Origin of the sequence: Bacillus sp. FSL K6-3176, assembly GCF_038003325.1 — a bacterium.
Lineage (GTDB): Bacteria > Bacillota > Bacilli > Bacillales > Bacillaceae > Bacillus > Bacillus altitudinis.
In genome coordinates, this window is record NZ_JBBOOX010000001.1 from 380,297 (window position 1) to 394,917 (window position 14,621).

At 45.6% G+C, this 14,621-nt stretch carries 2 protein-coding genes; both read left to right on the forward strand.

The genetic code is table 11. The annotated features are described in order from the left end of the window. Positions 1-7: 7 nt before the first annotated feature. Positions 8-10,702 (forward strand): non-ribosomal peptide synthetase, encoded by a 10,695-nt coding sequence (locus MHB38_RS01980; RefSeq protein WP_341002194.1) that lies wholly within the window; start codon positions 8-10, stop codon positions 10,700-10,702. A gap of 45 nt (positions 10,703-10,747) precedes the next feature. Next, complete coding sequence (locus MHB38_RS01985; protein ID WP_341002196.1) at positions 10,748-14,581, forward strand: non-ribosomal peptide synthetase; 3,834 nt, start codon at positions 10,748-10,750, stop codon at positions 14,579-14,581. Positions 14,582-14,621: the final 40 nt, after the last annotated feature.

Sequence of the window (14,621 nt, forward strand, 5' to 3'; positions counted from 1 at the left end):
GTGGACTATGAGCAAACAGAAGATTCAAAAGGTATATCCTTTAACACCAATGCAAGAAGGCATGTTATATCATGCCATGCTAGACCCTAATTCGTCCTCTTATTTCACACAGCTAGAGCTTGGAATAAGAGGGGAGTTTGATCTCGATCTTTTTGAAAAAAGTCTCAATGAGCTCATCGGCACATATGACATTCTCCGTACAGCCTTTGTCTATCAGCAATTACAGAAGCCTCGTCAGGTTGTACTGGCAGAGCGCAATCTAGATGTGTATAGAAAGAATCTATCTCACCTGAATCATCAGGAACAGCAAAAGGTACTAGATCAATATAAAAAGCAAGTGAGAAAGCAAGGCTTCCATTTAACGAATGATTTGTTATTGAAGGTCGCTGTTTTTCAACTGAATGAAACAAACTGGCATCTCATTTGGAGCAACCATCACATCATCATGGATGGTTGGTCCATGGGAGTTTTGATGAAAAAATTGTTTCATTACTACGAATCTTATCGGAACGGCAAAACGCCGGATCGCTCACAAGGAAAACCTTATGCAGATTATATCCAGTGGCTTGGCAAGCAAAATCAACAAGCAGCGGAAGGCTATTGGAAGGATCGCTTAGACGGTGCGGTTCAGCATCAAGGGCTTTTGCAGCAAAAAGAAGCGAACGGGCAATATGACCATCAGGAATGGACGTTCACATGGGATGCTGAAATGGTCAGCAGCATTCAAGAGATCGCAAGGAATTGCCAAGTGACAGCACCAAATCTATTCCAGGCTGTTTGGTCGGTTCTTTTAGGGACTTACCATGCGGCACATGATGTCACTTTCGGAACAGTCGTATCTGGAAGGCCGCCAAGTGTGGCTGGGATAGAACAGATGGCAGGGCTTTTTATCAATACAATACCGGTCAGGGTAGAAATGAATCAGGAAGACACCTTCAAACAGCTGTTTCAAAAAGTTCAGCAGCATGCGCTGGAAGCGGAAAACTATGATTTTATGCCGCTTTATGACATTCAGCAACAGGCAGCTGCAGGAGGACAACTCTTCGATCACTTGGTCGGGTTTGAGAACTATCCTTTAGATCAAGAGCTATCTGGTGACACCATGTCGGAACGTCTAGGGTTTTCCATTGATGTAAAAGACGGATTTGAACAAACGAATTTCGATCTAAATGTCCTTGTATATCCAGGTGAAACATGGACATTGAAAATCAAATACAATGCGGTGGCTTTTGAAGAAGAGGTCATTGAAAAAATATCGAAACACCTGACCAACCTCATGAAGCAGATCATCGAAAATCCGGAAGTTCGCCTTCATGACGTGATGTGTATCACCGAAGAAGAAAAACAGCAGATTGAAACATGGAACAAGACAGAACGAGATTATCCAAAGCATCTGTCTATTCCTGAGCTTCTGAAAGAACGCATTCAAACGCAGCCAGACCAGCTGGCGTTAGTCGAAGGAGAGCGGGCATTCACCTATGAAGAACTCGGCCAAGAAATCTATCGTGTGGCGGGTCATTTGGTTGACAGCGGAGTGAAACAAGAAGATGCCGTCGCAGTGTATATGAATCGATCTGCTGAAGCAGTGATCGCCATTTTAGCGGTTCTTCAAGCAGGGGCTGCTTATGTACCAATTGATCCAGCCCAGCCAGAGGATAGAATCCGCTTTATGCTTGAAGACAGCGGTGCATCCGTTTTGCTCTATGCGGACAGCCAGCCGCCAGTTCATGAAAGCATCCAAGCCGTTCATGTGTCGGACATATCGAATCAGTCAAACGGACCTTTCGAAGTCGAGACCTCTCCTTCGCAATTGGCGTATATCATGTACACGTCGGGGTCAACCGGTCAGCCAAAAGGTGTTCAAATTGAGCATCAACATATTGTCAGATTGGCATGTTCACAGGAGACACTGGGCTTGAACAAGTCGGATCGTATGGCACATACAGGAGCAGTCAGCTTTGATGCCATTACTTTTGAAATTTTCACCACACTGCTGAACGGTGCAACGCTTTATCCTGTTGACCGTGACACGTTATTGGACATCAACCGGTTTGAACGCTTTATCCAAACGAATCAAATCTCGTCGCTCTTTTTAACGACAGGTTTGTTTAATCAACTCGCTCAGCAGCGACCGCATATGTTTAAAGGATTGTCCAAATTGATCACAGGCGGTGATGTGATCAATGTGAAAAGTGCAGAGCTTGTGAAGAAACATCATCCATCACTTGTTTTACTGAATGCGTATGGCCCCACAGAAAACACCACCATCTCGACCATTTATGAGGTGAGAGGGGATGAAACGGGCACGATTCCAATTGGTCAGCCGATCAATCATTCGTCCGCTTACATTTTAGATGACAATCAAAGACTTCAGCCAATTGGTGCGCCAGGAGAGCTGTATGTCGGCGGTGACGGTGTCTCAAGAGGATATCTCCATCGTCCAGAATTAACAAAGCAAGTATTTATCGCTGATCCTTTCAAGGCAGAAGGGCGTTTATATCGAACAGGAGATTTGGCTAGGTACGGTTCAAATGGTCAAATCGAATTCCTCGGACGGACAGATGATCAAGTGAAAATCCGTGGTTTCCGTATTGAGCTCGGTGAAATTGAAACGATTCTTCAACAAGAGCAGGGGATCGATGATGCGGTTGTGCTCATCCATGCGTCTCCTTCAGAGGAAAAAGAAATGACCGCTTACTATACGGGAACGATCACGGAAGAAGAAGTGCGGGCTTTATTTCATCAAGCACTGCCAGCATATATGGTACCTCATCACGTCATGAAGCTAGATGCTTTTCCGCTTACCGCAAACGGAAAGGTCGATCGAAAAGCTTTACCAACGCCTGACGAAGCTGATCGTGAAGAAATCAGGATCATTCCACCTGAAACTGAGACGGAAAAGGCGCTTGCTCAAATTTGGGAGGAACTGCTTGGGAAAGCGGTGGGAATAGATGAGCATTTCTTCATGACTGGCGGACATTCACTCAAAGCAATGATGATGTCAGCCAAAATCCAAGAAGTGTTCCAAAAGGAAGTTCCGATTCAAGTGATATTCGAAAAGCCAACGGTTCGATCGCTTGCGTCATACATTGACCAGGACGGTCAAGAAGAACAAGGACATCCGATCTTACCCGCAGCGAAGGCGGAGGACTATCCAGTGTCACCAGCTCAGCGGCGCTTATACATTTTACAAACACTTGAACCTAAGAGTACAAACTATCATATTCCGATCGTCTTAACGCTTGAAGGTACGCTCGATCATCAGCGGCTCACCTCAGCATTTGATGAATTGATTCAAACGCATGAAATTTTAAGAACGAGTTTTCATATGAAAGGCGAGCACATCGTCCAAAGGGTACATGAACGAGCGGCATTTGACCTCCCTGTCCATGATGTAAAGGAAGAAGAGGCTGAGGCATTTCTTGCTGAACGTCAGGCGCCGTTTGATTTGACAGCCGCTCCCCTCCTGCGGGCACAGCTGCTCAAAGTGAGTGACGACCGTCATCTTTTAGTTCTGGAAGCACATCACCTGATTACAGATGGCAGTTCCATGAAGACGTTCATTCAGGATTTGGCGAAAGCCTATGATGGAGAGGCACTTGCAGAAAGAGCCATTCATTATAAAGATTACGCTGTCTGGCAGTTAAGTGAAGAAGAAACAGAGAAACAGCGTGTGCATGAAGCGTATTGGCTGAAGCAATTCGAAGGAGATGTACCGGTTTTAGATTTGCCGACAGACTACCCGCGTCCAGTGGAACGTGATTTTTCTGGAGAACGAGTGATGTTTGGCTGTGATCAAGCGACAACTCAGCGTATTCATGAGCTGCTCAAGAAAACAGATACGACGCTGTACATGTTCTTGTTATCTGCATTTCAAGTGCTGCTCGCATCCTACAGCGGACAGGAAGATATCATTGTCGGATCTCCTGTTGCGGGACGAACACATCCAGATATTCAGGACATGCCGGGGATGTTCATCAATACCATTGCGATGCTCGGGAAACCGGAACAAACAAAGTCATTTTTACAGCTGCTTGAAGAAATAAAAGAAACGAGTGTAGATGCTTTTGCACATCAAAGCTATCCGCTCGAAGAGTTAATCGCGCGTCTACCGCTTGATCGTGATACAACCCGAAGCCCGCTCTTTAGTGTTTCGTTTAATATGCAGAACATGGATGTTCCTGCACTAAAGCTCGGCGATCTGAACATTTCGCCTTATGCAATGCAGCACCGATCCGTCAAATTTGATCTGTCTCTAGAAGCATTTGAACGTGAGGGAGAAATAAAACTAAGCCTAGACTATGCAACGGCATTATTTAAAGAGGAAACCATCCGCCGGTTCGGAACACATCTTCTTGCGATTATTCGTGAGGCGGTCCAGCATCCGAATGAACAAATTGGCTTGTTCAACCTCTTGGATCAGCATGAGCAAATGGAGCGGCTGGAGAAAAGGGATGGAGAACAAACAGGTCAACATGAGCCGTACCATGTGCAATTTTCACGTCAAGCCATGGAAACGCCTGATGCCATTGCGGTGATGGATGGTGAAAGGAAGCTGACCTACCGTGAACTAGATCACATGTCCAATGCTCTTTGCAGTGAGCTGAAGATGCAAGGCGTAGAGAAAGAAAGCACAGTCGCACTTATTCTTGATCGATCTGTCTATGTCGTTGTCTCGATGCTAGGTGTAATGAAAGCAGGCGGTGCATTTGTCCCAATTGATCCAGCTTTTCCTGCGGAACGTATTCGTTACACATTAAAAGATTCAGGGGCAAAAGTCATCGTGGCAAATGAGTCTCTTGGCGATTCGTATCAGCATCTCAAGTCGATTCAGGTCGTACATGTGGAGAAAGCCGTCCAACGAAACGATTCTCTAGACCTGCCAGACGTATCGGTTGATCAACTGGCTTATGTGATTTACACATCTGGAACAACAGGGAAGCCAAAAGGTGTACAGCTCACGCATCGTAATCTATCACACTACGTCAATTGGTTGACACATGAAGTGACTTTACAAGAATGCGATCGAACGGCACTCCTGTCTTCTTATGCATACGATCTTGGTTACACAAGCATTTTCCCGGTTCTAAAAGCAGGCGGGACACTCTATATTCCTCGTGAAGACGTGTATACAGACCCTGTACGTCTCATGCGTTTTATTGATGAACAAGAGCTGACTTATATCAAAATGACACCATCCTTATTTCATATGATGGCAGATTCAAAGGGATATACATTTGACGCTTTACGGCTTGTGGTATTGGGAGGAGAACCGATTGTCTCTGAAGATGTTGAGACATTTATGAAGCAGCATCCATGCGTGGCAGTGATGAACCATTACGGTCCGACAGAAACAACGATTGGTACAGTGAGCAAGCTAATGACACCGCATGAACTGGACGCTTTAAAGGAGCGTTCTATCATCGGAAAGCCTATTGCTCATACAAGAGCGCTCGTATGCAATCGCGAGCAGCGCCTTGTTCCTTATGGCGCACCGGGTGAGCTCTACATTTCAGGTGATGGTGTTTCAAAAGGTTATTTGAATCAGCCTGAATTAACAGCAGAGCGTTTTCTTGAAAATCCTTATTTCCCTCAAGAGCGGATGTATCGAACGGGAGATTTGGTCAGACAGCATGCAAATGGGGAGATTGAATTCCTTGGAAGAGTAGACGATCAAGTGAAAATTCGCGGTTATCGAATTGAGAAACAAGAAATTGAGCATGCCGCACGTGCCCTTTCAACCATTCAAAAAGTGTATGTCAAAGTGATCAACACATCTCGTTTACCGGAGCTGGCGTTATATTATACAGCACCTGATCACATTGGAACGTTGACATTTAGAGAAAAGCTTTCAGAGACACTGCCGGATTACATGATTCCTACTTATTTTGTCAAAGTGGATCATATGCCGCTGACGCAAAACGGAAAAGTAGATGCAAAATCTCTGCCGCTTCCTCATGAGGCACATATGAACCGCACGGCACATGCAGCACCAGAAACGGCGCTTGAGCAGACGCTTTGTGATATGTGGTCAGATGTTCTTGGAATTGAGGAAGTTGGCATTGATGACCATTTCTTTGAAGTAGGCGGGCATTCTCTGAAAGGCATGGTGCTCATTTCGAAAATCCAAGCCAAACTGAATCAGCATGTACCACTCAAGGTTCTTTTTGAAAAGCCAACGATACGGGCGATAGCTGCCTATTTGGAAGAAGCTGATGCTTCGCTCGTCACATCCATTCAGCCAGCGGAAAAGCAAGATTTCTATCCAGTCTCTTCCGCACAAAAGCGAATGTACGTATTACAGCAGTTGCATCCAGAATCCGTCACCTACCATATGCCAGCCGTTTTCATGATGGAAGGAAACCTTGATCTGAAGCAGCTAGAAGGAGCGATTCAAGCTTTAATTGATAGACATGAGTCATTGCGGACAGCCTTTGTTGAAATTGACGGCAGTCCCGTCCAAAAAATTTATCGCCGTGTGCCGTTTACGTTACAGATGGTTGAAGTAGAAAGCGATCAGGTACAATCCGTCGTAGACAACTTCATGACACCATTCTCATTACATCAAGCACCTCTAATGAGAGCGAAAGTGGCAAAGCTGTCTGATGACAAATATGTATTCATGATGGATATGCACCATATCATCGCAGACGGAGTGACACGCAGTCTACTTATTCAAGAATTAGCGGAATTGTATGAGCATAAGACGTTACCGCCAGTTCAGTTGCACTACAAGGATTATGCGGTATGGCAGCAAGAGGAAGAGCAGCAAGCAGCACTTGAAAAACAGCGGCAGTATTGGCTGGAGCAATATGCACAGCCGCCAGAAGACTTAGCACTTCCGCTTGATTTCCCGCGGCCTAGTGTGCAGTCATTTGCAGGAGACCGGGTGGATAGATGGCTGTCTGCTGAAAAGGCGCAGCATGTCAAAGCGCTCATGGCTGAAAAAAATGTGAGTTTGAACATGGTGATGCAAACGGCCTTTGCCATTCTCCTTCATAAATTGACTGGGCAGCATGACATCGTCATAGGGGCTGTAACGGCTGGACGTACACATGCGTCAATCGAACGGATTCCGGGCATGTTTGTGAATACACTGGCCCTTCGACATGACGTTCAGATAGAAGAAACTGCAGAGCATCTGCTAGAAAAAATAAAAGATCACAATCTATCAGCTTATGAACATCAAGGATTCCCGTTTGAGGATTTGGTCGCGCAGTTAGACCTTCCGAAAGACACGAGCCGCAACCCGTTGTTTAGTGTCATGATGACAACGGATGAGCGTGATCTGACGTTACCGAATTTGAATGGACTTACGCTTTCACACAGACAGCAAGAAGCCGTTCAGGCAAAGTTTGATTTAACGCTCGGCATCTTTGAGGAACAAGATCAAGTGGGCTTGCGCTTTGAATATGCAGCGGCACTATTTAAAAAGAGTACCATTCAGCGATGGAGTCAATATGTTGAGCGAATCATAGACGAAATGCTTGCGAAATTGAATCAGCCGATCTCAACCATCTCCATCTTAACCAAAGAAGAAGAGCGACATCTGCTTGATGTATGGTCAGGCCCTATCCTAAATGTCCCGACAGATCAAACGGTTCATGCATTGATTGAGACGAAGTCGCAAGAAGTATCTCATCAAAAAGCCGCTGCCTTCTGCGGCACAAGCTGGACGTATGAAGAACTGAACAACCGGGCGAATACAGTCGCCGCAAGACTCATTTCCAGCGGCACAAAACCGGGAGACCGCATCGGCATTCTCACGCGTCCATCGCTCGAGATGACAGCCGCTGTTCTTGGGGTTCTCAAGGCAGGTGCGGCATTTGTGCCGATTGATGCCGATTATCCAGCGCAGCGCATTGCCTACATGTTGGAAGATTGCGGGGCAGAGGTCCTTCTGATTCAGAAAGGGCTCACTGCACCACCTTCATTCACAGGTCATCCCCTCTTCATAGAAGAGGCAGTAGAAGGAGAAGCACACGAGATTCAGGTTCCTGTCAAACCAACGGATCTCGCCTATATGATTTACACATCTGGAACGACTGGACAGCCGAAGGGTGTCATGGTCGAGCACCAGTCTCTTGTCAATCTTGCTTTTTGGCACAATGATGCTTTCCAGGTGACGAAACAAGACCGAACCGCCAAATATGCCGGCTTTGGCTTTGATGCCTCCATTTGGGAGATGTTCCCGACGTGGATCGCCGGCGCAGAGCTCCATATCATCGACGAAGCGATTCGCCTCGATATGATCAAGCTCAATTCGTATTTTAATCACGAAGGCATCACCATTGCATTCCTGCCAACACAGCTATGTGAGCAGTTTATGTCGATGGACAATCATTCTCTCCGTTACTTACTGACAGGCGGGGACAAGCTGAAACAGGTGAAGCCCGTTCCATACAAACTCGTCAATAACTACGGCCCAACAGAAAATACGGTCGTGGCGACAAGCGGGATCATTGATCCAGATCAAGGCACGCTTCCTATCGGAACAGCGATTGCCAATACTCGTTTTTACATTATGGGTTCGTTATATGACCTCTCGCCGCAAGGCGTACCGGGTGAGCTCGTGATTGCAGGGAAAGGACTGGCAAGAGGCTACTGGAATCTACCAGAGGAAACGGACAAACGGTTTGTCCCAGATCCATTTTATCCAGGAGAGCGCATGTACCGTACAGGTGACTTGGTGAAGTGGACAGAGAATGGCGAACTGATCTATCTCGGCAGAAAAGACCATCAAGTGAGCATCCGCGGATTCCGGATTGAGCTGTCAGAAATTGAAGCGCAGCTCCTTGCGCTGGATTTAGTCCAAGAAGCCGTCGTGACAACGGTCAAAGACGCAAGTGATCAAGACGCTCTTGTCGCTTACGTCATCACAGATAAAGAAACGGATACGTTGAAAGAAAACTTAAAGCGCATCTTGCCAGAATATATGGTGCCATCATGGATCATCAAGCTAGACCAACTGCCGATGACGGTAAATGGCAAAGTGGATCTCAAAGCACTGCCAGCACCTGATATGGAAGCGAATCAAACAGCATACGAAGCGCCAAGAGATGAAGTGGAAGCACTGCTTTGCGGCATTTGGGAAGATGTGCTTGGCGTCAGCCAAGTTGGTATTCACGACCAATTCTTCTTCCTTGGCGGAGATTCGATTAAAGGCATCCAAATGGCCAGCAGACTCACGCAAGAGGGCTGGAAGCTCGATATGAAACTGCTTTTCCAATATCCAACGATTGCGGAGCTCCGCCCATATATCGAAGAAGCGGACCTTCTCACAGCTGATCAGTCAGTTGTGGAAGGAGAGGTCATTTTAACACCGATTCAGCGCTGGTTCTTTGAACGGAACTTTGATCACCAGCACCACTGGAATCTCTCAATGATGCTTCATGCACCAAAAGGGTTTGACTTGGCTGTCACAGAACAAGTTCTGCAAAAACTGCTCTCACATCATGATGCACTGCGCATGGTGTTCAGACAGGAGCATGATGACATGCTGCAATACAATCAGCGGGAGTTGACAGAACCATTTTCAATTATTTCTTGTGATGTTTCAAAAGCGCAAGATGTGAAACAGGCGATTTCCACATACGCCAATGAGTATCAGCGTCAACTGAATCTTGAAAAGGGTCCATTGATGAAAGTGATTTGTTTCCATACAGAAAACGGTGATCACTTACTCATCATCACACATCATCTTGTGATTGACGGCGTTTCTTGCCGGATTTTACTAGAAGACTTTATGTCTCTTTATCATCAGGCAGAAAAAGGAGAAACGATGGTTCTGCCGCCAAAAACGCACTCTTTCAAAGAATGGGCAGAAGCGATTGAACGATATGCGCAGTCACAGCTGCTAAAAAACCAGAAGGAGTATTGGGCAGCGATTGAAAATAGACCGTTTACGACTTTACCTGTTGACCATGAAGTAAAAGAAAGAAAAGTTGCGGATACGAAAGCTGTCAAAATGCAGCTGACAGAAGCAGAAACTGAGCATCTGTTAACGAATATCCATCTTCCGTACACAACAGAAATGAATGACATTCTTCTATGTGCGCTCGGGCTGGCCGTTCAGGAATGGACAGGACAATCTCATGTACATGTACAGCTTGAAGGTCATGGAAGAGAGGACATTTTATCAGGATTAGATATATCCCGTACAGTTGGCTGGTTTACGAGCATGTATCCAGTCGTTCTTGAAGCGAAACCGAATCAGACCATTGCAGATGCTATCAAAGGAACGAAAGAGATGCTGCGGCGTGTACCGAATAAAGGGATTGGTTACGGTATTTTAAGATACATGACACCATCCGAACCGTCAGTCAAACACGTGCAGCCTGAAATCAGCTTGAACTATCTGGGGCAGATTGATCAGGAAGTGACGACAGAACTCTTTGGGCCCTCAACCTATGATATGGGCCGTCAAGCAAGCCCTGAATCAGAAGCTGTTTATAAGCTGAACCTCAGCGGTCTTGTTCAGCACAATCAATTCATTCTGTCGTGCTCATATTGTGCAAGTGAGTATGAAGAACAAACGATACAGCAGTTCATCGCATTGTTGAAGGAGAAAATCAGATCCATCATCACCCATTGCTTAGCGCATCAAGAGCGAGAATTTACACCAAGTGACTTCTCGGCTGCAGACCTTGAAATGGATGAAATGGACGATATCTTTGACATGCTTGAGGAGAAATTGACCTAACACCACTAGATCAGTCATGAAAAAGGGGAAGGAGGAATGAAATAGATGAGTCAATTTAAAAGGGATCAAGTTCAAGATATGTACTATCTGTCACCGATGCAAGAAGGAATGCTGTTTCATACCCTCCATCATCAAGAAAAAGGCTTTTATGTAGAACAAATGGATATGAACGTGAAGGGCACACTTCGGCATGATTTGCTTGAGAAAAGCATGAATATCATTGTGGAACGGTACGATATTTTTCGTACCGTGTTCCTCCACGAAAAAGTGAAGCGTCCTGTCCAAGTTGTATTAAAAAATCGACCTTTCCAGCTTGATGTTGTGGACATACAGGATCTTTCTGAAAGTGAACAGCTTGAACGTATTGATCGTTTTAAACAAAAGGATCAGCTGAGAGGATTTGATCTCTCGAAGGATCTGCTCATGCGGGCCTCTGTTTTTCAAACGGGTCCTTCAAGCTATCGCTGGATATGGAGCTATCACCATATCCTTCTAGATGGCTGGTGTTTTGGCCTAGTTGTGCAGGAATTGTTTGCGATTTATCATGCACTTTTGCATGACATCCCTTATAGGCTGGAGCCAGTCAAGCCATATAAAGAATATATTCAATGGCTGGAAAAACAAGATAAACAAGCCTCACTTGAATATTGGACGCAATCTTTGGCTGGTTTTGAGGGGCAGTCGACTTTTAAAGAACAGCGAAAGCAAACAAATGAGCATGAATTAGGCGAAATCGAATGGGCCATGAGTAAAGAAGAAACTGCTGCTTTATCAGAGTTAGCCTTGCAGCAGAATGCCACGTTAAGCAGTGCGCTTCAATCGGCTTGGTCCATTTTACTAAGCAGGTATCAGCGCTCAAACGATGTGTTGTTTGGAACGGTTGTGTCAGGACGTCCGGCAGATTTAGCTGGTGTGGACCGGATGGTGGGGTTGTTCATCAATGTCATTCCAAGACGAATTCAGCTGACAGACCAAATGACGTTCCGTTCTCTATTATCAGAGACGCAGCAGCAGTCTTTAGCGGCTGAACCGCACCAATATATCCCGATTTATGATATTCAGGCTAAGGCAGGTCAGCAGCAGCTCATTGATCATATTGTGGTGTTTGAGAATGTCCCTGCTGCAAAGAAAGACGAGCAGGAGTCACTGCTTGGCTTTACAGTAGAAGACATGAATGTCTATGAGAAATCGAACTATGATCTCAATTTACTGGCGTCGCCCGGGGAACAATTGCAGCTGAAGCTGGCCTTTAATCAGCGTGCATTTGATCCTGCATTTGTCCATAAATTAAAGGATCAGCTGACCCTTTTGATCAAAGGGGCCATCAAACATCCAGATCAGTTAGTTCATATACTGACACTTGTGACAAAGCAGGAAAAACAGCGAATGTTAGAGGAATGGAATGCACCTGAGCTGGAGCATGATCAGCTTTATTTGACAAAGTGGTTTGAGCATAATGTTCGAAAACAGCCGAATGCAGTGGCATTATCAGCAGGTGATCACACGATGACATATGCGGAGCTGAACGAACAAGCCAATCGACTGGCAAGGCATTTGCAAAAAAATGGGGTGGGTCATCAAACGGTGACCGCCATTTTAGCAGAGCGGACACCTGAACTCATTGTCAGCTTACTCGCTGTCTTAAAAGCAGGTGCCACCTATGTGCCGATTGATCCAGATTATCCAGAAAGCCGTATCCAATATATGCTGAAAGACAGCGGAGCGACGCATCTTCTGACTCATTCATCCTTTATCAGTCAGACGAGGTCATTCGCATTTGATGGCACGTATCTTTTTGCAGATGATCAAGAAATTTTACTGATGAGCTCAGAGAATCTGCCACTTGAAGCTGGTTTAGATGATACGGCATACATCATGTATACATCTGGAACAACCGGACAGCCAAAAGGCATCATGACGACCCATTCCAATATTGCCCGGGTGGTCAAAAATACGAATTATTTAACCATTTTAGAAACAGATACATTGCTGTCGTTATCAAATAGCGTATTTGATGGCTTTACATTTGATGTATATGGTGCGCTTTTAAACGGAGCAAAGCTTGTCCTGCCGCAAAAAGAAACCATTTTAGATATGGGGAAGCTCACTGAGCTGATAAAAGGAGAGCATATTTCTGTCATGTTTGTTCCAACCGCTTTATTCCATCTTCTCGTCGATGAAGGAACAGACTGGATGCGCGGTGTGCGTAAGGTGCTGTTTGGGGGAGAGAGGGCATCGGTTCAGCATGTGAGAAAAGCCTTTGATGTGATGGGAAAAGGCAGATTGTTGAATGTATACGGACCAACCGAATCAACGGTTTTTGCCACATATTATCCTATAGATGAAGCGATCCCTTTAGAGGCACGTTCTATTCCAATTGGGAAGCCGCTCAACCAGACGGGCGCTTATATATTGAGTGAGCACAGACAGCTTCAGCCGATTGGAATGGTTGGAGAGCTTTGTCTGAGCGGCAAAGGACTGGCAAAAGGGTATTTGAATCGTCCTGATCTGACAAAACAAGTCTTTATCGCCCATCCATTCGCTGCGGGTGAGCGCCTGTATCGCACTGGGGATTTAGCTTACTTTCGAGAAGACGGTCTGATTGAGTATGCAGGCAGAGTTGATGATCAGGTGAAAATTCGAGGACACCGAATTGAACTGACAGAAATTGAAGCCAACCTTCTCATGCATCAAGGTGTAAAACAAGCTGTACTCCTAGCGGATCATGATGAAACCAATCATACAAGGCTGCTTGCCTATATCACGTGTGATGATGCATGGAAAGGGAAACTCGATGACATCAAATCAAGGCTGAAAGAGCGTCTTCCAGCTTATATGCTGCCTCATGAGCTGATTGAACTGGAGAACCTCCCACTTACGCCAAACGGGAAGGTTGATAAACGCCAGCTACCAAAACCAGAGGCACCGCAAGGAAACCGCCGTGTGAAACTGCCCGCAAATGAAGTGGAACAAAAGCTGCTGGTAATGTGGCGGGAAGTACTTGAACGAGAGGATATTAGCACAGATGACCATTTCTTTGAGCTTGGCGGACATTCTTTAAAAGCGATGTCTCTTTTGTCCAAAGTATCAAAAGAGTTTGAGGTTCAGGTGCCGATCCATTTGTTGTTTGAGACCCCGACGATTGAAGCACTTAGTCATTATATTCAGCATCAGGACGGGGAAACCGCTGGCTATCTTGTATTCAATGAATCTCAAACATCAACAGTCTTTGCTCTTCCGCCATTACCAGGCTACGGCTTTATCTATCAGGAAGCAGCAAAAACGCTTGATGATGTTCGGCTAGTCGCTTTTGATTTTATTGAAACGAATAACCGAATGGCGCAGTACGTTCAGCATATTCAGCACCTTCAGCCAAAAGGGCAGCTGACGTTGATGGGGTACTCAGGCGGATGTTACCTCGCCTTTGAGCTTGTTCAAGCGCTTGAACAAGGAGGGCGGACAGTCGAGAAGGTCATCATGATCGATTCCTATAAGAAAATTGGAGAAAGTGATTTAGAAGGACGATCCATTGATGATGATATTGAAGCGATTGTTCATCAAACGAAACAAAGCGAACTTGCTCAAGGGGAGATCGTTCAAGAAGCGCTTGCCCAAAAGACGCGCGCCTACTATGAAACGTTTGTTAAGGGGGTGAATCAAGGCAAAATACAGGCAGATATTACGTTCATCCAATCTGAAGAACAAATAGCGATCCCGGACTGGATGGAAGAGTGGACACAGGCAACAGCCGGATCTTTTACCCAATACCAAGGCTATGGCCAGCATGCTGATATGTTCAAACAGAAAGAATGTGCAGCTCAAAATGCAAAGCTGATCAAACATATTGTCAATCAAACAAATAGAGAACGAGTCTTGTAAACTTTAGATTAGGCAGGATGCAGCCTTGCAGTCCTGCCTA